This is a genomic window from Gimesia sp., assembly GCF_048260065.1.
In the GTDB taxonomy this organism is placed as follows: Bacteria; Planctomycetota; Planctomycetia; order Planctomycetales; family Planctomycetaceae; genus Gimesia.
In genome coordinates, this window is record NZ_JBLXHC010000013.1 from 63,980 (window position 1) to 89,970 (window position 25,991).

Below are 25,991 nucleotides of genomic sequence, written 5' to 3' on the forward strand. Positions count from 1 at the left end.
CCATTCTGAAAAGACTATTTTCTCACAAACGGGGTCGTACTGTGAAGAACACTGTCAATTTATTAATCGTCGTGATCATCCTGACTGCCGGTTTTACGGGCTGTCAGAAACTCAATCTGAATCCGCAGGGCTGGTTGAAGTCGGCCAGTATGCGTTCGCAGAGTCCGGATGAAGATGAAACGACGTCTGAAATCGAGAAGTTTGAGACCAAGGTCGATACACCATTCATTGGCGAATACACCCAGATTACCGGTAAGAACCTGATCGCGCTGCAGGGCGTAGGTCTCGTCACCGGTCTGAACGGGACAGGCGGCAACCCGCCTCCTTCGGTTCACCGTGAAGCGTTACTGCGCGAGATGCGTCGCCGGAATGTCAAGAACCCGAACCAGATTCTGCGCAGCCCTTCGACGGCACTGGTGATTGTGAAAGCTTATCTGCCGCCACTGATCCGCAAAGGGGAAACCTTCGATGTGGAAGTTTACCTGCCCGGTAACAGTGAAGCGACCAGCCTCGAAGGGGGCTGGCTGATGGAATCCTACCTGGCCGAACAGGCGATGATCCAGGGACGCGGACTGCTGAAAGGTCATATCCTGGCGAAGGCACAGGGACCGATTCTGATTCCCCCCATGTCCGAAGAAGATCGCAAAAAAGGGACTTCGGGACTTTTGCGTCGTGGTCGCATTCTGGCAGGCGGAATTTCGGTCGCGGAAGATCGTGACCTGGCTCTGTACCTGCGAAATGATTTCAAAAGTATTCGAAACGCACAGCGTATTGCCAACCGCATTGGTACACGCTTCCATCACTTTGATAAATACGGAATTGAAGAACCGCTGGCCGAAGCCAAGACAGATAAAAAAGTGGTACTCAAGCTGAAGCCACGCTATAAGCATAACGATTCACGCTATCTGCAGGTGGTCCGCTATATCGCCTTCCGGGAAACCGATGTGGCGCAACGGGTGCGCATGCAGAAACTCACGGAAGAAATTATGATTCCGGAAAAAGCAGAGCGGGCCTCGATTGAGCTGGAAGCGATCGGGAAAAAATCCATCCCGATTCTGAAATCGGCGTTGAAGAGTCCTCTGCTGGAAGTCCGTTTCCATGCGGCGGTGGCGCTGGCCTACCTGGATGATGGTTCGGGTATTAAGGACCTGGCGGATGCAGCCCGGGAAGAACCGGCGTTCCGAGTCTACGCGTTGGCCGCCATGTCAGCTCTCGATGAACCGGAGGCACATCTGCATTTACGCGAACTGATGTGTATGACCAGTGCGGAAACCCGCTACGGTGCCTTCCGTGCCCTGTGGACACTGGATAAAAACGATCCCTTTATTCGTGGTGAAGATATGAACGGCCAATTCCTGCTGCACGTATTGCAGACCGAACTGGAGACCGTGACGACTCACGATCCGAATGCCAAACCGGACGGACCGAAGAATGGCGGACCGATGATTCATGTCACTCACCGTAAACACCCGGAAGTGGTGCTGTTTGGTTCCGAACAGGAATTCCGAGTGCCGCTCACCGTTCGTGCCGGTAAGGTATTGATCACGGGAGCACCCGGTGCCGAGCAGTTGACTGTCAGTAAATATGAAGTAGATGAACCCGATCAGCGTAAACTGGTCTCCAAAAATATCGCCGTTGTGATTCGTACCGCGGTGGATATGGGAGCCAGCTACCCCGATATTGCACAAATGATTTTACAGGCTCATCAGCAGGGTAATATCGAAGGCCAGGTGGAAATCGATGCTCTGCCGGAAGGCGGACGCATGTATTACCGTCCGGTTCACGACGATTCCCTGCTGGCTCTGAAGTCGGGTGATCTGAAATCGTCCAAACCGAAACCGAAGAAGGGCTCACGGGTCGGTAATCAGAATATGGTTCCTAACATCTTCACAACAGATGCCCCCATCACCAGTTCTTCCCGGAGAGCTGAGAGTGAAGAAGCAGATGAACCCGAATTTGAATCTGCCGACGAAACAGACGGTAAAGGAAAAGCGACGCTGGCAGACTCTCGCAAACCCAAGTCAACAGATGAAGATGACAAGTTCATGAAGCAGAATGCCTTCCAGAGCTGGTTCCGATATTTTTACAAATAAAAGGGAATCGGATCATCTGATTGAATGATACCACTACAAGTCAGGCCCCTGTTGTTAGTTTTTCCGTTTAAGGTTTTGTGATGCTGAAATCATTGGAACTGTTCGGCTTTAAGAGTTTTGCCGACCGGACCATCTTTGAATTTTCGGATGGCATCACTTGCGTTGTCGGGCCCAACGGAAGTGGTAAGAGTAACGTCGTGGACGGAATCAAGTGGGTTCTGGGTGACCAGAGCCCCAAGAGCCTCCGCGGTAAAGACATGACCGACGTGATCTTCAACGGTTCCGCGGGCCGCAAAGCCAATGCGTATGCCGAAGCGACACTGACTTTCAATAACCGGGAAGGCTTTCTGGATATTGATGCTGAAGAAGTTCACATCGGTCGTCGACTCTGGAAGAACGGCGACTCGGAATACCTGCTCAATCGCAACCCGGTCCGTCTGAAGGATATTCGCGATCTGTTCATGGGCACCGGCGCCGCGACGTCGGCTTACAGCATCATTGAACAGGGACGCGTTGATCAGATCCTGCAGGCGAATGCTGCCACCCGTCGCGTTGTTTTTGAAGAAGCCGCGGGCATCAGCCGCTATAAATCCCGAAAAGTCGACGCGGAACGAAAACTCGAACGTGTTGGCCAGAACATTCAGCGATTAACCGACATCGTCGATGAAGTCGAAGCACAGCTCAATTCCACACGCAGCCAGGCTTCCAAAGCTGCTAAGTACCGGGAAGTTTCTACCGAATTGCGCAAACTGTGGATGGGAATGGCAGCCGACGACTGGCGGCACCTGACTTCGCAGCAGGCTTCGCTCAAAGACAAAATCGGCCAGTACCAGCAGCGCATCGAAGAGTTGAATACCGATTACCAGACTTACGAAGAAAAGCTGTCTGCTATCGATGCGGAAGTCTCGGAGTTTGATGACCAGTTAAGATCCGTCGAGAAGAAACTGTCTTCGCACCGTGAAGGGATTGCGGGAAATCAGACTGCGATCGAACATCAGCTCGAACGCAAACAGGAATTCGAAGCGGAAATTATCCGGTTGCGAAAACAGCGTATCCTGATGGCTCGACGCACTGCAGAAATTCAAAAAGACCTGGAGGCAGTGACTCAGGAAAAACTGAAGTCCGAATCCGGTTTCCAGGAACAACGTGAGAAACTGGAAGAGACGCGCGTCCGAATTACGGCCATGACGGCAGAAGTGGATGCCGCCAGCGAGCAGATTCAGCAGAAGCAACAGCAGGTCCATGAGCTGAACAAGACATCGCTGACGCTGGATAACCGCGTATTTTCGATGCGGACCCAGTTGGAAACGTACAGCAACTCCATCGACAAGGCACACGAAAAACGCCAGCAGCTGGAATCCAAAGTCAACGATGCCCAGGCGGTCGTTGAAGAGTGTGAAGTACGTTTCCGTTCCGCCGGCGAACGGGTCGCTGAATTTGCCCAGAGCCTGTCTGATGTTGATGAAAAACAGCAGATGCTCCTCAGCGAACAGGATCAGAAAACGCAACAACTGTCCGATCTGCGGGAAAGACGCAGTGCCTACCAGGCTCGGAAAAGTGTGCTCGAAGATCTGGAGCGGCGGCAGGAAGGGATCAGCATCGGCGTCAAGGACATTTTGAATCGTGCACAGACGTCGCAGTATTCACCCTGGAATACGATCATCGGCAGCGTCGCAGATCTGCTGGATGTGGATCTGGAACAGGCTGCGCTGCTGGAAGTCGCGTTAGGAATTCGCTCTCAATTGCTGGTGATCAGTGAATTTGAACCGCTCTATGAATTTCTGAAAGAAGGCAAATACTCAATCTCAGGTCGAGTGGGATTCATAACCAGACCGACGGCACAGACAGATCTGCCTGCGACAGTCCAGGGCTTCACGCTGGAAGGTCAGGCTGCTGATCCAGCTGACTTTTCGACTGAGTCCTCCTCCGAACCGCTGGATCTGTCAACGGAACGCGGTGTCGTCTATCGTGCCGATCAACTGGTGAAACCGACTCCTGAAAATCAGTTGCTGGCAAAAATGCTGCTGGCAGATACCTGGATTGTCGATTCGCTGGAGACAGCTGTGAGGCTTTCCAGGGGAGTGGGCAAAAAATGTCGCTTTGTTACCCTGCAGGGAGAACTGGTCGAGGAAAATCAGTCGATCTTTGTAGGTGCCATCGGCGGTGAATCTGCCATCTTCACCCGTCGCAGCGAATTGCGAAAACTCAAGAATGATCTGATTCGCATCGATCGGACATTGAACGACAACGAAACTGCTCTGGAAAAACTGGACGCGCTGCTGTCGACCGTTGATGAAGAACGGAGCGTCTGCCAGAGCCAGATGCAGGAAGCTTCGGAAGCACTTTCCATTGAAAAGGCGGCGAAAGTTGCTGCTGAGCAGAAGCTGGAACAGTGGAATGAAGAATGGACGACAGTCAAAAATGATCTGCTCGATCTGGAACATCACGCACAAAAACTGCGCGACGAAATTGAAACTGTTTTAACAGAAAAACAGGAAACGGAAGAGCGTCTGCAGTCTTTGAACGCGTTGATTCAGGAAGACGAGTCGGTCCTCTTGAATATACAGTGTGAAGTTCAGGAACTCAAAGAACAGCAGAACGCCCGCAAGCTGGAACTGGCGACGCATGAAGAACGACTGGCAGGGCTGAATCAGCGTTGCGATCGACTGAAGCTGGAATATGAACAGCGTCAGCAGCAGCAGGAAGAATCCAATCGCCGGTATGAACTGTCGCTGGAAAAGAATTCGCAGATTAAACTGCATATTCTTAACACACGTGCTTTGCTGGATGAACAGTATTTAAAACAGGAAAACCTGCTCGCATCGGCTGCCAGCGTGTCAGCGATTCGCGATGAGAAACGCCAGTTCAAGAAACAGCTCAGTTCTGAAGAAGCAGCGCTGCGCAAAGAACGTCGTGAATTGAGCGAACAGAAGCACGAAGAAGAATTCAAAACCCGCGATATCGATCATCAGATCACGACTCTGGCGGAACGGATCGATGAGGAATATCAGCTGACCCTGGAGGAAATTGTTGCTTCAGGCGAATCTGTTCTCAAGCAGCATCTGGAAGAACAGGCACAATACGAGTCAGAAGCCGAAGCCGAAACGGAAACAGAATCCGTCTCAGAAGAGGAGTTCGCTTCGGCAGAAGAACCAGCGGAGGATGTAGAGCTGTCAGACTCCGCCACAGAGCAGGAAGAAGTTCTTTCAGAAGAGGTAGCCGAGCCGGAACTCGTGGAAATCGAACTGGTGGAAGAGGAAACTGAATCTGCTGACATCGGCTTTAATGTAGAGCTCTATCTGGAAATCCGTCCGGAAATCGAAGCGCAGGTCAATCGCTTGCGGCGGAAGATCAAGATGATGGGCAGCGTGAACTCGGACAGTCTTAACGATCTGGACGAGCTGGAATGCCGCTTCGAGTATATGAAATCGCAGCTGGACGACTTGAATGAAGCCAAGTCCTCCCTGGAAGAAATCATTCGTCGTATCAATACAGAGAGCAAACGCCTGTTCCATGATACGTTTGAAGTCATTCGCGTGCATTTTCAGGAAATCTTCCGCAAGCTGTTTGGCGGCGGTGAAGCAGACATTATTCTGGAAGATCCGGATGATGTGCTGGAATGTGGAATCGAAATCGTGGCGCGGCCTCCCGGAAAAGAACTTCGCGGCCTGACTTTATTAAGTGGTGGAGAGAAAACCTTAACCGCCGTCGCGCTGCTGATGTCTATTTTCCGCAGCCGACCGAGCCCGTTCTGTATTCTGGACGAAGTGGATGCTGCTCTGGATGAAGCGAACGTGGAACGCTACGCCGGTCTGATTGACGATTTCAAAGAAACGACCCAGTTCATTATGATCACACATAATAAACGATCGATGACTGTTGGAAACGTCTTGTACGGCGTTACAATGGAACAGTCAGGGGTCTCCAAACGGATGTCCGTCCGCTTTGACGACATCAGCGAAGACGGGAACTTCAAACAGTCGGCAACTGCCGATGACGCCTCCGAGGCTGCCTGACCGTTGCGGTTCTGAATGGGCTGCTCCGCTGTTTGCCAGAATTCCAGAGAGGTTCCAATGTCTGATCTCACCCATTTTGATGAAGAAGGCGCCAGCCGCATGGTTGATGTGGGAGACAAAGCGGTGACCGCGCGGATTGCGGTTGCGGAATCCCTGGTGACCATGCTGCCGCATACGCAAAAACTGATTCTGGATCGCCAGATTTCCAAAGGGGATGTTCTGGAAATCGCCCGTATCGCAGGCATTATGGCGACGAAAAAAACAGCCGACCTGATCCCGTTATGTCACCCTCTGAGCATTACCAGTGTCCAACTGGATTTTGAAGTTCCCAATGAGACGTCGATTCGTATTCTGGCAACGGTGAAAGTAGACGGCAAAACGGGAGTGGAGATGGAAGCATTGACCGCCGTCAGCATCGCCGCGCTCACGATTTATGATATGTGCAAAGCCGTGGATCGTGGCATGACGCTTGGCCCGACCCGGCTGGTGGAAAAATCGGGTGGAAAGAGCGGCCATTTTATCAGGGAAACCTATTGATTTTCCCTCTGTTTTCAGCAGGCGCAGGGGATTATCTTACCCAGAAGACGGGAAAGTCTGATTTCGACCCCGGAAATGAAACACCGGCCCCTGTTTGCATTCCTATCTGCAGGTAGAATGCTTACAATGGCTGCGAATAGTGAGCTGGATACCGGGTCATTTGTTCCGTATCTGTGAAATAACCGACCGCCAGACGAAAACTGGATAAACGATTCGATATTGTGGTGAGGCTGTAATGGGGGACCATCTTACGACACATGACCTGCTGGCGCGTGTCGAAGAGTTAATTGGCGGTGAGCTGGAACAGGCAGAACGGGTCTTCTTGAGCGAAGTCAGCTCGAAGCATCCTTATGTTCATGATGTCCTGCAGCATATCACCCGGTTTCAAGGTAAACGACTGCGTCCGATTCTGTTGCTGCTGTCTGCGGCGGCAACCGGAGGAATCAACGAGAGTCACTACGTCCTGGCCTCCGTTGTAGAGATGATTCATCTGGCGACACTCGTGCATGATGACGTATTGGACGATGCCCTCATCCGCCGCCATGTCGCGACGGTCAACTCCCGCTGGAATAATGAAACCAGCGTCCTGGTCGGCGATTTCCTGTTCACACACGCATTTCATCTGACTGCCAGCCTGGGGGATGCCCGTGCCTGCCGACTGATTGGACGAGCGACGAACCTGGTTTGTGAAGGCGAACTGGCTCAGATTTACGAGCGCGGTAATCACGAACTCTCGGAAGAACAGTATCTGCAGATCATCAACGGAAAAACGGCTGAACTGTGTGCCATCAGTACTCAGCTGGGAGCCCTGTATGCCAGTGCCGACGAGAGCATCGTGCAGGCCATGGATGAATATGGTCGTGCCTTGGGGGTTGCATTCCAGATTACCGACGATCTGCTGGATCTGCTCGGCGATGAAGAACAGATGGGCAAATCGCTGGGGTCCGATCTGCAGAAAGAAAAACTGACACTGCCGCTGATTCGACTGCTGGATCAATGCAGTCCGGAAGACCGAGCTGCGATTCAGGAAATTCTGTCTCAACCAGATCCCAGCACCAAACAGCGACTCTCACAGTATATCAAAAACAGTGATGCGATTGACTACGCCGGTAACCGGGCGCGGGAGTTCGCAAAACAGGCCCGGGATTCACTTCAGAATTGTCCCGCTTCCCCGGCGCGACTGATACTGGAAGAGCTGACAGAATTTGCCATTCAGAGAACAATCTAGAGTGTGTGACAATGAACCAAAGCGTCTTTGAATTTGTTCTGCTCGGTTCAGATACACTGGAAAATGCTTCAGTAAAGCTGGTACAGTCTTATATCATAGTGAAAGCAACAGATTATCAGGTTGCACGTTTCGGTCGTGGGGAGAAGGGCGTCTCTGATTGACTGCTGTCACCTGTCGAATAAAGAGGCGAGAGAGCATTGTTTAACAATCCAATTTTTATTCGGGAAGCGTTGACTTCTCCCCGTCAGCTGAAGCATTACCTGATTCGTTCCGGTTATGTGGCTGCTGTGTTCATTCTGATCTTCACGGCCGGCCAGACGATTCTGGGTACTCAACAGATCCAGACGACAACAATCGGCGAATTTGCCCGGCTGGGAAATCTGATTTTTCAGATGATCGCCTTTCTGCAGTTATTGCTGGTTCTGTTTTTTGCACTCCTGTTTTCTGCCAGTAATATTGCGCAGGAAAAAGACAGAGGCACATTGATCCTGCTGTTGATGACGGAGCTGAAAGACCGGGAACTGGTCAGCGGGAAAACCCAGTCCAGTCTGTTAATCGTCTATGTGCTGCTGGCATCTTCGATACCCGTCTGTGTCTTTCTGCGTCTGCTGGGGGGAGTCGAATTCTCGCAGATTCTCTGGATGGAACTGTTGTGCCTGATCACGGTTTTCGCAACGGGGAGCTGGGCCGCTCTCGTCGCATTCTGGCGGGAGAAAACATTTCAGACGCTGGCAATCAGCGTGCTGGGCATGGTTGTCTTTCTGGGCGTTGTGGAAGTCGTTGTGAACCTGCTGCCCGCGGGATCCAGCCTGCGTCCCTGGATTGCCGGTTTGAATCCGTTTCGCTCACTCTATGAAATTTTGAATCCGCTTTCTCTTAATACAGGCCTGAACCCCATTACCGTCAGTGCCTGGCCTTCTCTGATCAGTCTGTTTGTGCTGGGAGTCGCTTTGAAGGCGTTTACCGTGCTCAGACTGCGGGTCTGGAATCCTTCACGGTCAGTTTATAAAGCGACCCCCAAGGCAGAAACAGAAACAGAGACGGTGGTCGTTAAAGAAAAATCCCGTGTGATCTGGTCGAATCCTGTGATCTGGCGTGAGATCATGACCAAGGCGTACGGGCGAAAAGTATTTCTGATCAAGCTGGCTTATTTTCTGCTGGCTGGTTTTACACTCTGGTCAGCTGTCACTTCAGAAGCGGTTGCCGAAGGCGTGCTCTATCTGGGAGTGATTCCTCCACAGGGGCTCGCCTTCGCCGGGATTGCCTGGTTGAGCCTGGTCCTCGCGAATACGCAGGCGGTAACTTCGATCACGACTGAAAAAGACAGTAAAACGCTTGAACTGTTACTGGTGACAGATATCACTGCCAAAGAATTCGTCCTGGGGAAACTGGGGGGAATCTTCTATAACAGTAAAGAACTGATTCTGGTTCCCGTACTGATTTTGTGCTACCTGGTCAGCCAGGGGGCATTTTCTACGGAAGGGTTTCTGTGTGCCCTGATCGGTTTTCTGGCGCTGATGATCTTTGCGATTGTGCTGGGGCTGCATATGGGGCTGACCTATGACAACAGCCGGTCTGCCATCGGTGCCAGCCTGGGAACGATGTTCTTCCTGTTCGTCGGGATCGGTATCTTTATGATTCTGCTTGTCCAGGCCCGGTCCTCGTTTGCCCTGCAGCTGCAGAGCTTCCTGGTCTTTATTGTGGTCGGCAGTGCAGCGTTGCATTCCGCGCTCACGCACCGGAACCCTTCGCGGGCTCTGGCGATCTCGGCCTGGATGCTTCCGTTCCTTACGTTTTATGCTATTACTTCGTTTCTGTTGGGGGGAACTCTGGGAGTTCTGGTTACCATTCTGTTTGCCTACGGACTTCCCGTTCTTTCCATGTATATTCCGGCAGTGTCTGAATTTGATGTTGCTTTGGGAAAAACCACTTATGATAAAGGGTAGAGTGGCTGTTCCTGATTCATGATGATCGCATTAATTGATACCGTTGCAATTTGGTTTCCAGGATCACTGGCGTTACTCGCTCTGATTTTTGCTTCCGGGTTCTTTTCAGGCAGCGAGACTGCGATTTTTTATCTGTCGCGGAGCGAGCTGAGAAAGTTCAGTAAAGGCAAACCCAGCGAGCAGATCGTAGCTGCGTTAGCCGCGGATGCCGACCGCCTGCTGACCGCCGTCCTGTTCTGGAACCTGTTGATCAACCTGAGTTATTTTGCCGTCGCCGGTGTGATTGCCCGGCGGCTGGCCGACCAGGGGATGACAGCGGCAGCCGGAGTGTTTACCGTAGGCAGTCTGCTGGCCATCATTCTGTTCGGGGAAGTTCTGCCTAAGAGTCTGTCGATCGTATTCCGTAAAAAAATCGCGATCCTGGTCAGTTGGCCTCTGGCTGCTTCTGTCCGTCTGCTGGATCCGGTGATCCCGTTACTGCAGAATATCAGTCGCCTGATGCGACGCGCTTTCTGGCCTCATATTCAGAAAGAATCTTATCTGCATTCTGAAGACCTGGAACGCGCCGTTGATGCTTCGGGCTCCAGTGAAGAAGTCATCCGCCACGAACGACAGATCCTGCATAATATCCTGGATCTGTCGGAGATTCTGGTCGAAGAAGCGATGCGTCCCCGCGGGACTTATCTCACGTTCAACATGCCCGTGCAGCTGGAAGACCTCACGAAAATTACACCCAACACGGATTACATCATTTTAAGAAAACGTGATACCGAATCGGATGAAATCGAGCGAATCATTTCGCTGACGGAACTGTCGTCATTCTCGGAAAAAATGCTGAATCAGAAATCGAAACGGGTGATTCACGTCCCCTGGTGCGCGAATCTGTCCGATGTCTACTCCCGCTTCCAGGCAGAAGACTGTCACTTCGCTTCGGTCGTCGATGAATACGGCGAAACGATCGGCATTGTTTCTCATGACGATATTATCGATACACTGCTTTCACCGGAACCGAGCCGGGCCAAGCGAATTCTCCGCAGGGAACCAGTACGCGAAGTGGCACCGGGCGTGTACCATGTCGAGGGGATTACCACGCTACGGTATCTCTGTCGTAAGCTCCAGCAGGAGTACGAAATCGCCGACGATGGGCTGTTAACCGTTGCAGGCATGTTCCATGAAAAGCTGGAACATATCCCGGAAGTCGGTGATATCTGTGACTGGATGGGTTTTGAACTCGAAGTGATCGAAGTCCGCAAACTGGGGCATCTGATCGCAGAGCTCCGGGAAAAAATGCCAGTCGATGAAACAGCGGAAGTAGAATAATCCCAGCCTGGTTTTCTTGGAAGAAGTTATTTCTTCCACATCCCGGTCATCAGGTAGAATGCGATGACAGGCGTTACGAGTGTCGTCAGCATGAAATGCCACGGCCAGGTCTGGGGAAATACGTAATTCTTGAGGATGAACTGATCGATCAGGATCGCCCCGCAGAAAGCCCAGCCACAAAAGATAAAGGCGAGCTGTTTTTTCTCTTTCAGTTCTTCAGCGGTTAACTGCGCCCCGCCTCGTTGCGGTTTCTTTTTTTCTACCTTTTTCTCGGGCTTGGCTGCTTTAGCTGCTTTCTTAGACCCGGTGTCTTTAGCAGCTTCCGCTACATCTGGTTCATCGGCTTCGTGCTCTTCTGCAGCAGCATAGTATTTGGTGATACCGTTATTGATTGAGCGAGGCATCGCCAGGACCCAGCGCGAAGGAACCTGGTATCGCATCCGCAGGTCGTCTTCCAGCTCATGAGTTGGCTGATCGGCACACGCGACGAGCAGCATGTCGTCATCGATGAAGAGGGGGAGAATGGTATTTCGCTTGGCCATCTGTTGAGGAAGCTGTTCCAGAATGCTGAATTCGGGAACCGTTTCTTCGAGGTCGATGTAAGGCATTCCCTTGGAGCGAGCCATGGCCTGAGTTGCGGTCTCACCATTCACAAACCGCATCTGGACGGCAGCGTCTCTGGTGGTCAGTCCCCGCTTTTCGGCAAATTCTTTGAGCTCTGCTGCCTGAGCTTTATCGATATGGCCCTGTTCCATCAGGATCTGTTCTACCGTTTTAGGGCCGGTGTCTTCATCTTCATCGAACTCACGCCCCAGGCTTTCATCGTATTCGTGTTTTCGCTCGGGATCGGTCAGACAGAGCATGGCTTTGGCCAGCTCGTTTAACAGTTCCTGGGATTCATTCGAGTATTTTCCCGAAGCATACTTGCGCACATGGGCATTCAGCTTCTTGTAATGCGCCCTGATTTTTTCTTCGTCGTCCTCAAATTTGACCAATCGCAGTAAGTCATAATGATGTGGAGGTCGCTCCCCTTCCGGTATCCCCAGCCAATCCTTATAGACGTCTATTGCCACCTCAGAGGACTCCTTGCTCTTAGATCAAATTCGAAGTGAAACAGTTTCAGTATGACGCGAACGTTGACGCGATTCAAATCACCCGGAGCAGGGAAACGGGGGGCCGTCTCCCTGCCGGGATTAAAAGATATTACTCAACCAGGTAGTCTTTTGCCAGTACTTCAAACCGGTCTACACCTTCAGTATCCAGACCAGAGTCACGGACAATTTCAGTGGCCGATTCGTTGTTACCTGTCAGTTCTCGGGCTGAAGCGTGAATTCGACCGTTGGCATCGTAGCGGTAGGTCACTTCAACAGGAGAGCCTTTGGGAAGATTGGACGGCAAATTCAGAATACGGAAGTCGCCGATGGTCGAGCAGGCTTCAGGATCACTGGCCTCTCCTTCCAGAATGATCACGTGAATCCGCTGCTGATTCTCGGAGGTCGTCACGAACTTCTGGCTGACGCTCGCAGGAATTTCCGTATTTCGCGGGATCATGATGTGGTTGATTTTGCGGCTGCGATCGTTGGGGTCGGTAATTTTAACACCCAGCGAGTGTGAGTTCACATCCGCAGTGCTGACGCTCCGCAATCGCTTGATGACTGCCTGAGCCATACGGCTTTCACCGCCGGTAGCACGGGCTTCCAGAATGGCTGCGTGGATCGCAGCACCCTGGGCCACCGCTTCTTCAGGGTTCATGGTTCGCGATGGTTCGCTTCCACAAACTTTTTTCAGCATCTCTTCGACCACAGGCATCAACGTCGAACCACCGACCAGAACCACGTCATCCAACTGGCCTTTTTCCACACCCGCCTGCTGCATGACCAGTTCGGTTGTGTCGCGAGTTCGCTGCAACAGGTCTGCGGTCATGCGTTCGAAATCGCCGCGGGTCAAAGCAACCGTCAATGTGTTGCCTTTATGGTAAATGGAAACCGGGGTCTGTGCTTTCTGGCTCAATTCGCGTTTGGCGTCTTCACACTCCTGCACGCAGGTTCGCAGTGTGACGGGATCCTGACGGGGATCGCTGCCGAATTTTTTCATGAACTGTTCAGCCACATGATCCACGATACGTTGACTCCAGTCGAGTCCCCCCAGCATCACGTCCCCGTCTGTTGCGAGTACGCGGAATTGTGTGGGAGAGTACCGCACGATGGTGACGTCGAACGTACCACCACCCAGGTCGTATACCAGAATCGTGCGTTCGCCATCAGGCATGGCTTCGGGGTTCCCCAGCTCATCCCGTTTCCAGGCATAAGCCAGTGTCGCCGCGGTCGGTTCGTTGATGATATCGATCACGTTCAGGCCGGCAATTCGTCCGGCATCCTGAGTCGCTTTACGTCGCACATCGTTGAAGTAGTAAGGGACGGTGATGACCGCATTGGCAATCGGCCCGATTTCCTTTTCCGCATCCTGCTTCATCTTTTTCAGAATCAAGGCAGACAGGAATTCCGCAGTCAGTTTCTTTTCCTGGTAGACTACATAAAAGTTGTCTTCTCCCATATGTCGTTTGACGGCTTCAATGATACGGGAAGGGTCGTCTTCAATGGCCGTTCTTTCAAAAGAGGGCCCGACTACCACACGCCCCTCTTCTCCCAGTAAAACAACCGATGGAGTAATCGAACGACCGTCTGTGTTTTTCAGGGAGATGGGCTGACCATCACTGTCAAGCTGTGCAATTGCTGAATAGGTGGTTCCCAAGTCAACGCCAACAGTATGACCTTCAACAAACTTCATAGTGCTACCTTAATTTCATTTTACATGCAGGTTCATCATGGATCAGGACATTAGAGCGGTATCGAGAGAATCAGGAAACAAAATTGGGAGAATTCCCTCCTCTGTTCTCGTGACTCTGAAATCATGATCGGTATAACCTCTAATTGGTTTATACCGTTTTAATTCACCTATTCTGCCACTGTTAGGATGGGGAATCAAGGACTTGATCGTTGGGAAACCAAAATCTGGCAAAGTCTTAACGATTGGAAATTGCGGTTCTGGGCAAAGATTCAGTGCGTCAGCTTGGAATGCCTTAATCCACAGACTGATACATTCGTTGTAATCAGACTTTCAGCTTGATTCAGGGACTCCGCGAACCGGATTTCGCGTGAGGGTTGGCTCGCAGGGTTTTTCACTCTACAATCTAGAGACAGGAACGGAAAGAGTGAGCTTTTTCAGCCTGCTCTGGCTCAAACCTCTCAATAGAGAGAAAATCCGTTTTTCGCCTGTGTCTGGTTTCCGGTCGAACCTCTTGTCAGAAACGGACACATCGGCAGAAAATCCTTCCGGGTCAAGAGTTTTCAGAAATGGAATTCCAGCCCACATCAGTAACAATCAAAACCCGCGCTCTCGAATACGGAAAAAGTTAACAGGATGAACCAGCCTTCTCCCTCTATTGATTCCACACAGGCAATGGATCTGGCGCGCACCGCTGTCGCCGAGAAAAAACTCTCAGAGTCAGCCCTCAAAAACCTGGAACGCTGGGTGACAGAACCGCAATATGCTCCCTATCAGCCTGCTCTGCTGAAACTGATTGAAGACCAGGAGTTTCAACAGCTCGATACCTGTTTCTGGGAAGTCATTCCTTTCGGGACCGGCGGACGACGCGGACTGATGAGCGAACTGGGTTCGGCGACCATCAACGAACGCACGATTGCGGAATCCGCACACGGGCTGGCTGCCTACTGCAAAAAGTTTTCGGGGAAAGAAACCGGCAAAGCTGCAATCGCCCATGACTCGCGAATCAATTCTTCGCACTTTGCCCGCATCGCAGCCAGCGTGCTGGCAGGGCACGGACTGACAGTCTATTTCTTCAAAACATCCCGTTCCACTCCCGAGCTCTCTTTCGCCGTTCGCGAGTGCGGTTGCGACGTCGGTGCGATGATCACCGCTTCGCATAACCCTCCTTCCGATAATGGTTTCAAAGCCTACTGGTCGACCGGGGGACAGGTTCTGCCGCCACACGATCAGGGGATTATTGACGAAGTCTATCAGGCGACCGAGATCCCGTTGCTCGATTTTGATCAGGCGGTAGAGCAGGGTCTGATCCAGTTAATTGACGATGATGTCGCCGGCAAATACCGCGCCGCGGTCGTCAGTCAGAGTCATTCCGGGAATCGCGACCTGACGGGATATTTCACACCCCTGCATGGCGTGGGAGAAACGTCCGTGTATCAGGTGCTGCAGCAGGCGGGCTTTACCGGCATTCAAAAATATGAACCGCAATGTGAGCAGAACGGTAATTTTCCGAACGTGCCCGATCAACTCCCGAATCCCGAACGGACGGAAGTCTATCAGCCCGCGATTGAACAGGCGAAGCAGGATGGCGGCGAAATCATCCTCGCCAGCGATCCCGATGCCGACCGCATGGGCGTCTGTGTCAAAAACGAGTCGGGCGAATTCATACATCTGACTGGGAACCAGGTTGGTGCCTTACTCGCCGACTATGTACTCCGCAAACGTCAAGAGGCAGGTTCGCTTTCACCAGAACACTTTGTGGTCGAGACGATTGTGACCACTCCGCTGATCGCTGCGATCGCCCGCAAAGCCAATGTGCGGATCATCAATAATCTGCTCGTCGGGTTCAAATACATCGCAGAGACGATGGACGCAGAAGGACCGGACAAATTTGTATTCGGAACCGAAGAGTCACTCGGCTACCTGGCAGGCGAGTACTGTCGCGACAAAGACGCGGCGATCGCTGCTCTCTGGGCCTGTGAACTTGCCGCCGAACTCAAAGCGGAAGGTAAAACGCTGCTGAATCGACTGGATGAACTCTACCGTGAGCACGGTTTTCATCTGGAAGGTCAGGTCTCTAAAACCTGTAAAGGTTCCTCGGGGAATGAGCAGATCAAACAGCTGATGAAGGCATTTCGCAATACGCCTCCCCAGAAAATGGGAACGCTCAATTTTACCCTGGTCAGAGACTATCAGGATCTGGAAATTCGGTCATTACCCGAAAATACGGTGACCGAGACCTTTTCGAAACCAAAGGGAAATGTTCTGATGTTTGAAGCCCGGGCCGAAGGGTCGCCGCTGACGGTGCAACTGGGTGTACGACCTTCAGGTACTGAGCCTAAAATCAAATTTTATTACTTCGCGCAGGCAGAAGTCACAGATCCCGGCCTGCTGGAACAGACCAAAGACGCAGCCTTCTCGACAATTGAAGACTTCAAGAAGGCGTTGATGGCATGGATCGACGAGACCCTCGCTGAGACTTGATGAAATGACTTGATACAGAGAGACGAAAATTCTTCTCCGCAATCTCCATTTCTTAGATTGTGAACAGCCACAAGAGACCTATAATTATTAACATATTTTAATATAGTCCATGACCGGCCAATATTCCTGAATACTGGTTCCGGGATAACGACTCAACAGAAAGCAGCAGGGGGAGTCTGTGCAACGTTAATCAGGCAGACTGCAATCTGTCTGCTCCCACCTTCGAAAATCACCCGTTTCAATTGAATTCAGAACTATCAGTTTCAGGCAACATCATGACGCAACAACGTATCGGGATTTGGATCATCGGCGCATGGGGCGGTGTCGCAACCACTGCCGCAGTCGGATTATCAGCACTCAAACAGGGGCTCACCGGGACCAGTGGTCTTGTTTCAGAAAATCCCTATTTCGAAAAACTGAACCTCAAAAGCTGGGACCAGTTTGTTGTTGGCGGACATGAAATCCGCGATACATCCTTTGTCGAAGCGGCTCAGTATTTCAGTGACAATTCCGGCGTCTTCCATCCGGCTCTGTTGAAGGCCGTCGAAGAAGACCTCAAAGCATTTGACCAGAATGTCAAGCCGGGTACCCTGATTCATGTCGGCGATACCATTCGTTCTCTCGCCGGAGATGCAGTCAAAAAGTTCGATTCGGAATCTCTGCAGGAAACGCTGACACGACTTTCCAGCGACATCAGCGAATTCCAGAAACAGCATGATCTGGCGCACGTGGTGGTGGTCAATCTCGCTTCCACAGAACCCCCCGTCGATGAATCTGCCAAATCGCTGACCCTCGCAGAACTGAAGTCGGCACTCGATTCAGGTGAGACCTCTCCGGTTCCCGCCAGTGCCCTGTATGCGATTGCCGCCATGAACGCCGGCTGTTCGCATCTGAACTTCACTCCTTCCGCAGGCACCGATCTGCCGGCTCTGATTGAACTGGCAGAAGAAAAACAGGTTCTGCATGCAGGCCGCGACGGTAAAACGGGTGAGACGCTGATGAAAAGTGTGCTCGCTCCCATGTTCGCACATCGCAATCTGAATGTCATGAGCTGGGTCGGTCATAACATCTTCGGGAACCTCGATGGCAAAGTGCTCGATGATCCGGTTAACAAATCCAACAAGGTGGTCTCCAAAGATCACCTGCTGACGGAAATTCTGGGATACAAACCACAGACACTGGTCTCGATCGAATACATTGAATCCATGGGCGACTGGAAGACCGCCTGGGACCACATCCATTTCAAAGGCTTCCTCGATACCAAAATGGCTCTGCAGTTTACCTGGCAGGGAACCGACTCCATCCTGGCTGCTCCGTTGATGCTCGACATGGTCCGCTTCACCGAACGCGAATGGCGTCGCGGAAACAAGTCGGGCGTGATGACACACTTGAGCTCGTTTTATAAAAGCCCGATGCAGGCAACCACACCCGAATTCGAACGCCAGTATCAGCAACTCGAACAATGGGCCGACACGGTTGCGGAAGAATCATAGTTCGTATGAAAACCCTGCTTGCCTACTTTCAGTTGATGCGTCTGCCCGCTGTGTTCACAGCGATGTCGGATATCATTCTCGGCTTTTTACTGACGCACGGTTCGTTTTCACCTCCCGTCTCGTTTGCATTGCTGCTGGTCGCTTCGGCCAGCCTGTATCTTTCGGGAATGGTGTTCAACGATGTCTTCGACCGTAAAGTAGATGCAGAAGAACGGCCTTCACGCCCCATTCCCTCCGGACGCATCTCGACGCAGAAAGCGGCAACGCTCGGCGGTCTGCTGATGCTCGCCGGTGTCGGTGCTGCCCAGACCGTCGGCACGCAGAGTCTGATTGTCGCCGGTCTGCTGGTCGTGGCGATTCTCAGTTACGACATGCTGCTGAAAAAAACGTTTCTGGCCCCTCTGATGATGGGGACCTGTCGATTCCTGAATGTCATGCTTGGCGCCTCCGCCGTTGCCCGGGAAATTAATCTCTGGGTGAAGCCGCAGTTACGCATCGCAGCGGCACTTGGTCTGTTCATCGTAGGACTGACCTGGTTTGCCCGCATGGAAGCGAAAAATAGTCATCGCGGTCATCTGGTTGGCGGTCTGCTGGTCATCAATTCCGGACTGGGCGCTCTCGCCTGGATGATGGCCACCTATCCCTGGCCGCGCGAAACCAATCTGTCGATGGTGCTGGCGGCGCTGGGTGTCGTCGCGCTGACTATCAATCGTCGCCTGGTGCAGGCGATTCTGAATCCTGTACCGCAGAACGTCCAGATCGCAGTCAAAACCATGCTCGCATCCTATGTGATGCTGAACGCGATTCTGGTCTTCGTCTGGACGGCCAATCCACAGTATGCCATCCTGACAGCAGCACTCCTGCTTCCCACCATCCTGCTGTCCCGCTGGATGTCGGTGACGTAATCGGTCAGGAATGCTGTTTCAATCAGGTTATAAAGTCGGCTGAAATCCCATGACCTGGTATTGTGCCAGTTCGATGGGATCGGTGAGTTTGATGGCATCAATGGCGTTATAGGAGAGCATCACTTTTCTTGCGCCCAGAGAGTCGGGTTTGTCCCGCTCAAACATGACGACCGAACTCGACAGTAGATAATTCTGAAACGGGATTGATTCCTGGTACGTGGTGACGACGATCCCCTTTTTGGGAATCGCATTGGGCCAGTTTTCCAGAATTGAACGCCAGCCTTCTGCACTATCCATGATATTTCTCTTTATAGGAATGGTTGAAAAAACAGGTTTAGGAAGACGAAAGATAAATCTTCGCCTGCAATTCGACAAGAGGAACATTTCCAGTACTGAACGGGAAAGCGGTTCCCCACCGGTAGCAGACGCGTTATGATTCTCCCAGTTGCTCCCGCCTCTCTCGTTACTATTGCTGAGATCGTTTTCGAACCTTGCTGACTCCTGAATTAAAACAGAACCCCGCGGCCATTGGTTTTCGCGAATTTGTCGCCCTGATGGCGCTGATGCAGTCGCTGGTGGCGCTGTCGATCGATGCTATGCTGCCTGCATTAACGGAAATCGGTAAGGAACTGGGGGCATCACAGGCAAACGACAGTCAGTTAATCGTCTCGTTCCTGTTTCTGGGACTCGCCTTCGGGCAGGGAATCTATGGCCCCCTGTCTGATACCACGGGGCGAAAACCCTCCCTGTATCTCGGATTTGCCCTGTTCCTGGCTGGGGGGCTGCTCTCCCTGTTTTCCACCGATTTGAAAGTCATGCTGGCCGGGCGCTTTCTCCAGGGACTTGGTCTGTCTGCCCCCCGGTGTGTGATTGTGGCCATCGTCCGCGACCAGTATGAAGGCCCCGAGATGGCACGCGTGATGTCGTTTGTGATGACGATATTTATTTTCGTCCCCGCGATCGCTCCGACGCTGGGGCAGGGGATTCTCATGGTCGCGAACTGGAGAGCCATCTTTGCTGCGCTGTTAGCCTGCGGAATTTTTACTCTGGTCTGGTTGGCAACGAGGCTGCCGGAAACGCTGCCGTTGGAACGACGCATCCCTTTTTCATTGACCCGCATCAAAAACGCGATCAAAGAAGTCTGCTCACATCGGGTTTCGATCGGCTATACGATTTCACTCGGTCTTATCTCCAGCGCCTTTCTCGGATACTTGAGTTCGGCGCAGCAGATCTTTCAGAAACAGTATCAGCTGGGAACGCTGTTTCCGCTCTACTTTGCGATTCTGGCACTCTGTATCGGCGGTGCGTCCTTTGTGAATGGCAGACTGGTCATGCGGTTTGGTATGCAGAATCTGTCCCGCTGGTCGAAGCGAATCTCCACGGTGCTCTCCCTGCTGTTTTTTCTGTATGTGCTCTCTACAGGCGGAATGCCTCCGCTCTGGACCCTGATGGCGTATATGATGGCGATCCTCTTCTGTTTCGGTATCATGTATGGAAATCTGAATGCGATGGCAATGGAACCGCTGGGACATATCGCCGGTGTGGGGGCGGCGGTGATGGGAGCCCTCTCCACGCTGATTTCGGTTCCCTGCGGCATCCTGATTGGTCTGAGTTATAACGGCACCGTCATTCCCGTGATCAGCGGATTTACGGTTTCCGGCATCCTGATTGTCGCTGTGATGCACTGGATCGAAGCGGCGCCTGCTTCAGACTCCATCGAATCTGATTTGTCAGAGTGACATCTTGACGTGCCCACACCAGTTAAAATTTCCGATCGATTGTGATAGATTGAGCATCTGGTCTGTCTCACGTTTTCCAACATTCGTTTGCCTCAACAACAGAGATGGCTTGAGTCCTTCCTTACTACTTCAGACAGGGATTTGAGAGATGGGTTATCAGTTCAAACAACAGGAATCGCTGGCGTCTGGCGTGCGACGGATTGCCGGCGAACAGCTGAGTCAGGCGATTCAGATTCTGCAGGACCCGGAGCAGAACCGCCACTACGCCATCCATGAAGTCCGTAAACGTTTCAAGAAACTGCGCGGCCTGATTCGCCTGGTTCGCAGTGGCCTGGGGGATGAGTACACCGCCATCAATGTCTGGTATCGCGATGCGGGCCGCAGACTCTCGCGAATCCGCGATGCAGAATCGCTTCTCGAATCGCTGCAGGCACTGCAGCAGCGACATACGGACCCCGCGTATGCAGAGCTGTTTGCAGATTTCGAAAAGCGTTTCCAGGCACGCAAACAGAAAGTCGTTGAAGAGTGGATTGACCTCGATCAGGAACTGGAACAGCTTTCCGGCCAATTGCAGGAAGCGAAGCAACTGGTCGAAAACTGGAAGATCAAAGGCGCCGCCTCCAAAGTCCTCAAAGCGGGTCTCCGGCGCACGTATGAACGCGGTGCAGTCGCATTATCACAGTTGCATCAGAGTTCCGATGATGAGCTGTTTCACGAATGCCGCAAACGCAGCAAGTATCACCTGTATCATATCCGGTTGCTGAACCAGGTCTGGCCGACGATGCTGTCCGCACGTCAGAGCGAACTGGATGAACTCAACGATTATCTGGGCGACGACCATGACCTCGCGGTGATGACACAGGTCATCACCGGAGAGACTGAGACGTTTGGTGCCTCTGCTGATGTCGAGCAGTTGTTGACGCTCATCCGTCAGCAGAGACACGAACTGCAGACAGCGGGTCTCAAACTGGCGGACCGCATTTTCGCTGAAAAACCGAAAGCGTTTGCCCATCGCCTCAAAAGCTACTGGAAGCTCTGGAAAGAGAAACCAGTCAACTGAGCACAGCTGCTGACTGTTCAGCGATCAGATTCGACTTGACCCGCCGCCGCCGTTCACGAAACTCCCTGGTTATGCGTCGCGCGCGTAGCACAGAATCACGACAGTAAACACGCAGCACGTCTGTGAATCCGCTCGGTTTAAAACATCCTTGTTTCAGAGCATTTTTGTTGATTATTGAGCAAAGTGGTTCGCTGCATACACTCATGTTCGTTACCCTGTCACACACCTATGGCACGCTTTCACACACTCGAACCCACCATTTTCGTCCTGTCACTCACTGTTTCTCACTTGTCAGGCTGGCAGGCTGAAAATCGCCCAAATCGGGGTTGCATCAGCCGCGAATGTAAATCGGTGGTGTCTTATTTTATCCACGTTCATCAGAGACCGTCGCTATTTTATCAGAAATCAGCAGGCGATCTGAGATGAACATTCCACATCACTCAGCCGCCGGAATCCGCAGCAGGGAAATCAGCAGTCCCCGTTTCTGTCCCTGCACTTCAGCGATTTCCGACAGATGCCCGCAGACTTCAAAACCGAATTTCTCATTCAGATGCCTGGTCCCTTCGTTGTGATCGAAGTGCATACCAATCAGGGTTGTGATTCCCAGAGCCGGGCAGGCGTCGATCATCTTCTGCAGCAGAAACGTTCCCAGTCCCTGTTTCTGGTGAGAGTTCGACAGGTACAGACTGACTTCCGCGGTCTTGTCATACGCGGGCCGTCCTGCATAAAACGAAGTCACATAGATGCAGCCCACGATCTCTCCCGCTTCGTTTTCCGCGACCCAGATCGGTCGTTTCTCCGGCGAGAACTGCGAGAACCACTGCAGCCGACTCTCAACGGTAATCGGCTTCGTATCCGCCGTCGCGGTACCGGCGGGGATCGACTGATTATAGATATCCACGATCGCAGTCAGATCGTCCAGGGTGGCATCGCGGGTGGTGATCATGAAATTCATTCCAGGCCCCATATCATGGAAATGGGAAGGCAAAAAAGTTTGATGGACATGTCAGACCGTTAAAGCACGAATGAGATCACGATGACTGCTACCAGGATCAGCGGATACAGGCTTCGCGACCAGAAGTCCATCCGGGCAACCAGTCGTTTTTTATGGATGCTTTCTCCCTTGAGCAGGTAGGTGTTCGTGACGGTCTGGATTAATCCTGAAAAAACAGTGAGCGTCGACAGCATGATGAACCGATCAATGCGCGTGATATAGGAAATGCGGGGCAGTAGCACCGTAATCGCAAACAGATAAGCGACCAGCGTCAGAAATGCTGACGTCGAGATGCCGATATTGGTTCCCGACTGTTCCGGATTCAGCCAGCGGGGCAGCCAGGACATGATCACAATCATGCATAGCGGGAGGATGACTTTCAGGATGTAATAATCAGGCTGCCGGGCAACCTGAATTTTCATTTCAAAGCCGGCGACGCCAATGGGTCTCTGGTCGGGATAATAGGGGGCGGCTTTCGCCTGAAATGAAAGGATATCAAAGTCGGGCAGGGAGAATCGTCTTGCAAGTTTAGAAGTCCTGCCCAGTTGATCGACCAGCGGAACCATGACCACCTGATTCTCGGTCATTCCTGGTGACACCAGCTGGAGGGAAAGTTCCTGCCGATCAAAGGGAAAGTCGCGCAGATTCAAGGGCTGAGAAAAATGTCCCCAGACCTTCTGTCGATAAATGACAGTTCCGTCCGGAAGAATTTCTGCCGTTTCGGGATATGACTTCCAGGCATTCTGCTGGCCTACGATGGTCAGACGCGGATTCCAGATTTTTGTCAAATCGACGTGCAGCGGACCGGGGCCCTGATGTAGCAGTAAGGGATTATTCCAGCGAGCTTCATAATAGACGCTGGAGGCAAAACTCTGGTCAGCGGAGTTGATTTCATCAATATCAATGACGTAGATCATGATCTGTACTTCAGTCGCCTCTCCTGGACTGGAGGGGCGCTTCAGTTCCGGTTTAGGCTCTTCGACCAGGGATGATTTCGGGAGGCGATCTGAATCAGTTGCTTCAGCGGGGCCGGGAGCTTTCAGCGGGCTGTCTGCCTGAGCTGTGATCAGAGCAGGTGGGGCAGATTGTTTCAGAATGTTGTCAGGCACTGTTGTGTCAGGGGAGATGCCCTGCGCGGAACCGGAGACTGATAAAATCGAGACGAGCAGTCCCACAGAGGCAAAGAACCGAAGAAGATTCGTGTCAGTCAATCAAGTGATCCTTAATAAGACCAGTGGGCCAGACGGGCATTGAAAGCAGTCTGATCTTCTGATTCCTTTATCATACCGTTTGCCGGAACGCCAGGCCTCATTTATTTGACTGTTCCAGCTGGGAAATTGAATCCTTTCTTCTCTTTGACAAAAAAGCAAGAATTTCCGGTCTACCGGTTTCAGAAAATGGCAGAAAAGTTTAAGACAGGGATCTGCCTGCGAGCGGGTTCTGAGGCAGTAGACCGGGGAGAATGAACGGTTCCCCGAAAAAGGCACAGAGGAAAGAAATCGATGATCGAAGATTTACGGGAACTGAAATTTGAGCGGCTGGAAGATGCCGTCGCCGAGGTCGAGTCACTGCTGCAGACAGGCTACACACAGCGGGGCAAGTGGAACCTGGCACAGATCTGCCGGCATCTGTCGCTCGTGCAGGATCCTGCCGTCGATGGTTATCCCAAATGGATGTTGTTGTTCGCGCCACTCTGGCCGGTGATGCGGCGTTTCTTTCTACCACGTATCTTGAAAGGGGACTCACCCCAGGGCATCCCTACCACCCCGATCTTTGTCCCGGCGGAGAATCTGGAAGACGCCGCTGAAGCGGAAATTTTTGCAGAGAGCGTGACCCGCTTCAAATCCCATGAAGGACGCTACCACTGGCATCCCGGTTTCGGCCGTCTGGATCGCGAAACCCTGGAAACCGTTTATACAACCCACGCCGCCCATCATCTGCGGTTTCTGGAACCCCGGACGGGAACGTGAATATCTCAGTTTCCCAGATACCAGACTTTCATGGCTGCTTTAGCGGCTTGAGGATCGCCTTCAATATCAAAGCGTCTTCCCGTCGGTTGAATACGATCGATGATGGTCTGGCAGCAATCGCCAACACGAATGACATGATGGGAAAAATAAAAGTTTCTATGATATCCGACACAGCGTGTGAAGCTGTTGTCATCGACGGCATCGATCAACTGTTCCAAAGCGACGTCCCCCATTTTTACCAGTTGCGTGGCGGGACTTCCTTTGCCTTCCACCTTTTGAGAAAGCCAGCCCCCATCTCGTGGGTCATCGAATATATTACACGAACCTGGCTGGCTGTGTTGGGTTGCATTCTGATCACGCAGCTGAAAGATGAGTTCCGCCACCTGTTCGCGGACGGTCATTTCTTCCAGAGGTCTGATCTTTTTCTGTGCATGCGCTTCGTCTTCCTGAATCATCCGGGTAAGGATTTCTACTGACTCTCTGGCGCGTGCCGCATAAGAAGTTTGGGGATAATGTTTTGCAATTTCGCGAAAACGCTGAAGCAATTCTTTGCGTGGTATTTTGGGATCACTGAAGTCTTTTACTGCACTCCACATGAAGGAATAAGCCATTTCCTCCGCTAAAGCATTTTGGAGGCCTTCCTTTCCAGGCGGTTCCTGTGTCTTTAAATCAGGTGCCTCAGACATGTAGGTCATGAGTTCTTCTGCCTCCTGATTGAGCCCGGCACCATAACATCCACGGGCGAGAATAAACAGTTCTACCAGCTCTCTTGATGTTCTGCCAATAAGTCTCACGCGATCTTCTTCCGGGGTGAGCGAGCGTAAGTACTTCAGTCTTCGGATCACGTCTTCTCTAAGATCGACTTCTTTGAATTCATAGGGCTCTCCGGTGCGCATGTTAAGTGACTCATCAGAGTAGATTACAGTACGCATACCGAGGGTGAAGGTCTTCTTTTCAGATCCAGTAGACTCAAGTAAAAACACATTCGTATATTGAGGTTTTTCTTTGTCGTCTCTTAGTGTCTGATAGTTTCCCAGATAAATCTGCAGATACTTTCTTCCGTCGAGGTTGGGGACACCCAGTGAATCAAACCACTCAAACAGCGCACGACTGTGTGCCGAGAGGCTCTGATCTGCGGGGATGATCTGCTCAGACGCCTTACCGGCGTCAGTCATAGTGACGGCTGAATTGCTGGTTCCGTTTTGAACCTGTGGCTCGGATTCTGATTGATCAGAACAGGCTAAGCAGAGAGAGAACAAACACAGGAAAACCAACAGCAGCATGTGATGCATTTTAAACTCCTTTTAAAAGGAGGCAATTTAGATGGTTATGGTCTCCACTTTATGAAAATGCTTATCAGTACAGATAGATCAATTTCTGATATTTACTGAATTTAACTCTCTGGAACTCCTTTGCTATCAA

18 protein-coding genes are annotated in these 25,991 nt (G+C 51.9%); 12 read left to right on the forward strand and 6 right to left on the reverse strand.

Going from position 1 to position 25,991, the window contains the following annotated elements:
- Window positions 1-41 precede the first annotated feature (41 nt).
- From ACN0YN_RS22250 to ACN0YN_RS22275, 6 genes are all read left to right on the forward strand, one after another.
- Window positions 42-2,093 carry a flagellar basal body P-ring protein FlgI gene (locus ACN0YN_RS22250; protein WP_417387223.1) on the forward strand — a complete coding sequence of 684 codons (2,052 nt, stop codon included), beginning with the start codon at window positions 42-44 and terminating at the stop codon, window positions 2,091-2,093.
- Between the two features lie 80 nt (window positions 2,094-2,173).
- A complete protein-coding gene (gene smc / locus ACN0YN_RS22255; RefSeq protein ID WP_417387224.1) occupies window positions 2,174-6,109 on the forward strand; it encodes a chromosome segregation protein SMC in 3,936 nt (1,311 codons plus the stop codon).
- Window positions 6,110-6,166: 57 nt separating this feature from the next.
- Window positions 6,167-6,646: a cyclic pyranopterin monophosphate synthase MoaC gene (gene moaC / locus ACN0YN_RS22260; RefSeq protein ID WP_417387225.1), complete on the forward strand. Its 480-nt coding sequence runs from the start codon at window positions 6,167-6,169 to the stop codon at window positions 6,644-6,646.
- 235 nt (window positions 6,647-6,881) lie between these two features.
- The gene (locus ACN0YN_RS22265) at window positions 6,882-7,874 is read left to right on the forward strand and encodes a polyprenyl synthetase family protein (RefSeq protein ID WP_417387226.1); all 993 of its coding nucleotides are present in this window, start codon (window positions 6,882-6,884) and stop codon (window positions 7,872-7,874) included.
- Between the two features lie 197 nt (window positions 7,875-8,071).
- Complete coding sequence (locus tag ACN0YN_RS22270; protein ID WP_417387227.1) at window positions 8,072-9,820, forward strand: ABC transporter permease; 1,749 nt, start codon at window positions 8,072-8,074, stop codon at window positions 9,818-9,820.
- 18 nt (window positions 9,821-9,838) lie between these two features.
- Complete coding sequence (locus tag ACN0YN_RS22275; RefSeq protein WP_417387228.1) at window positions 9,839-11,140, forward strand: CNNM domain-containing protein; 1,302 nt, start codon at window positions 9,839-9,841, stop codon at window positions 11,138-11,140.
- Between the two features lie 26 nt (window positions 11,141-11,166).
- On the opposite strand, the gene ACN0YN_RS22280 is transcribed toward ACN0YN_RS22275, so the two are convergent.
- Both ACN0YN_RS22280 and ACN0YN_RS22285 read right to left on the reverse strand, forming a co-directional pair.
- Window positions 11,167-12,213, reverse strand: a complete 1,047-nt coding sequence (locus ACN0YN_RS22280) for a hypothetical protein (protein WP_417387229.1) — start codon at window positions 12,211-12,213, stop codon at window positions 11,167-11,169.
- 130 nt (window positions 12,214-12,343) lie between these two features.
- The gene (locus tag ACN0YN_RS22285) at window positions 12,344-13,927 is read right to left on the reverse strand and encodes an Hsp70 family protein (RefSeq protein ID WP_417387230.1); all 1,584 of its coding nucleotides are present in this window, start codon (window positions 13,925-13,927) and stop codon (window positions 12,344-12,346) included.
- A gap of 633 nt (window positions 13,928-14,560) precedes the next feature.
- On the opposite strand from ACN0YN_RS22285, the gene ACN0YN_RS22290 reads away from it, so the two are divergent.
- From ACN0YN_RS22290 to ACN0YN_RS22300, 3 genes are all read left to right on the forward strand, one after another.
- Window positions 14,561-16,408 (forward strand): phospho-sugar mutase, encoded by a 1,848-nt coding sequence (locus tag ACN0YN_RS22290; protein WP_417387231.1) that lies wholly within the window; start codon window positions 14,561-14,563, stop codon window positions 16,406-16,408.
- A gap of 275 nt (window positions 16,409-16,683) precedes the next feature.
- Window positions 16,684-17,901 carry an inositol-3-phosphate synthase gene (locus ACN0YN_RS22295; RefSeq protein ID WP_417387232.1) on the forward strand — a complete coding sequence of 406 codons (1,218 nt, stop codon included), beginning with the start codon at window positions 16,684-16,686 and terminating at the stop codon, window positions 17,899-17,901.
- Between the two features lie 5 nt (window positions 17,902-17,906).
- A complete protein-coding gene (locus ACN0YN_RS22300) occupies window positions 17,907-18,806 on the forward strand; it encodes a UbiA family prenyltransferase (RefSeq protein ID WP_417387233.1) in 900 nt (299 codons plus the stop codon).
- A gap of 27 nt (window positions 18,807-18,833) precedes the next feature.
- Here the strand turns inward: ACN0YN_RS22300 and ACN0YN_RS22305 are convergent, their stop codons facing one another.
- Complete coding sequence (locus ACN0YN_RS22305; RefSeq protein ID WP_417387234.1) at window positions 18,834-19,103, reverse strand: hypothetical protein; 270 nt, start codon at window positions 19,101-19,103, stop codon at window positions 18,834-18,836.
- A 194-nt stretch (window positions 19,104-19,297) separates the two neighbouring features.
- Here ACN0YN_RS22305 and ACN0YN_RS22310 point away from each other — a divergent pair, with 194 nt between their 5' ends.
- Window positions 19,298-20,545 carry a multidrug effflux MFS transporter gene (locus ACN0YN_RS22310; RefSeq protein ID WP_417387235.1) on the forward strand — a complete coding sequence of 416 codons (1,248 nt, stop codon included), beginning with the start codon at window positions 19,298-19,300 and terminating at the stop codon, window positions 20,543-20,545.
- Window positions 20,546-20,693: 148 nt separating this feature from the next.
- Entirely contained in the window at window positions 20,694-21,605 is a 912-nt protein-coding gene (locus ACN0YN_RS22315; RefSeq protein WP_417387236.1) for a CHAD domain-containing protein, read from the forward strand.
- A 436-nt stretch (window positions 21,606-22,041) separates the two neighbouring features.
- Here ACN0YN_RS22315 and ACN0YN_RS22320 read toward each other — a convergent pair whose 3' ends face one another.
- Both ACN0YN_RS22320 and ACN0YN_RS22325 read right to left on the reverse strand, forming a co-directional pair.
- Window positions 22,042-22,560: a GNAT family N-acetyltransferase gene (locus ACN0YN_RS22320; RefSeq protein ID WP_417387237.1), complete on the reverse strand. Its 519-nt coding sequence runs from the start codon at window positions 22,558-22,560 to the stop codon at window positions 22,042-22,044.
- Between the two features lie 59 nt (window positions 22,561-22,619).
- Window positions 22,620-23,810: a hypothetical protein gene (locus ACN0YN_RS22325; RefSeq protein ID WP_417387238.1), complete on the reverse strand. Its 1,191-nt coding sequence runs from the start codon at window positions 23,808-23,810 to the stop codon at window positions 22,620-22,622.
- A 291-nt stretch (window positions 23,811-24,101) separates the two neighbouring features.
- On the opposite strand from ACN0YN_RS22325, the gene ACN0YN_RS22330 reads away from it, so the two are divergent.
- Window positions 24,102-24,569, forward strand: coding sequence for a DUF1569 domain-containing protein (locus ACN0YN_RS22330; protein ID WP_417387239.1), 468 nt, complete (start codon window positions 24,102-24,104; stop codon window positions 24,567-24,569).
- Between the two features lie 5 nt (window positions 24,570-24,574).
- Here ACN0YN_RS22330 and ACN0YN_RS22335 read toward each other — a convergent pair whose 3' ends face one another.
- Window positions 24,575-25,861, reverse strand: a complete 1,287-nt coding sequence (locus tag ACN0YN_RS22335) for a hypothetical protein (RefSeq protein ID WP_417387240.1) — start codon at window positions 25,859-25,861, stop codon at window positions 24,575-24,577.
- Window positions 25,862-25,991: the final 130 nt, after the last annotated feature.

Bases quoted from the DNA above. Each gene is read 5' to 3' on its own strand.
- smc (WP_417387224.1), top strand. From the start codon at position 2,174: ATGCTGAAATCATTGGAACTGTTCGGCTTTAAGAGTTTTGCCGACCGG.
- moaC (WP_417387225.1), top strand. From the start codon at position 6,167: ATGTCTGATCTCACCCATTTTGATGAAGAAGGCGCCAGCCGCATGGTT.
- ACN0YN_RS22265 (WP_417387226.1), top strand. From the start codon at position 6,882: ATGGGGGACCATCTTACGACACATGACCTGCTGGCGCGTGTCGAAGAG.
- ACN0YN_RS22275 (WP_417387228.1), top strand. From the start codon at position 9,839: ATGATGATCGCATTAATTGATACCGTTGCAATTTGGTTTCCAGGATCA.
- ACN0YN_RS22285 (WP_417387230.1), bottom strand. From the start codon at position 13,927: ATGAAGTTTGTTGAAGGTCATACTGTTGGCGTTGACTTGGGAACCACC.
- ACN0YN_RS22290 (WP_417387231.1), top strand. From the start codon at position 14,561: ATGAACCAGCCTTCTCCCTCTATTGATTCCACACAGGCAATGGATCTG.
- ACN0YN_RS22295 (WP_417387232.1), top strand. From the start codon at position 16,684: ATGACGCAACAACGTATCGGGATTTGGATCATCGGCGCATGGGGCGGT.
- ACN0YN_RS22300 (WP_417387233.1), top strand. From the start codon at position 17,907: ATGAAAACCCTGCTTGCCTACTTTCAGTTGATGCGTCTGCCCGCTGTG.
- ACN0YN_RS22305 (WP_417387234.1), bottom strand. From the start codon at position 19,103: ATGGATAGTGCAGAAGGCTGGCGTTCAATTCTGGAAAACTGGCCCAAT.
- ACN0YN_RS22315 (WP_417387236.1), top strand. From the start codon at position 20,694: ATGGGTTATCAGTTCAAACAACAGGAATCGCTGGCGTCTGGCGTGCGA.
- ACN0YN_RS22320 (WP_417387237.1), bottom strand. From the start codon at position 22,560: ATGAATTTCATGATCACCACCCGCGATGCCACCCTGGACGATCTGACT.
- ACN0YN_RS22330 (WP_417387239.1), top strand. From the start codon at position 24,102: ATGATCGAAGATTTACGGGAACTGAAATTTGAGCGGCTGGAAGATGCC.
- ACN0YN_RS22335 (WP_417387240.1), bottom strand. From the start codon at position 25,861: ATGCATCACATGCTGCTGTTGGTTTTCCTGTGTTTGTTCTCTCTCTGC.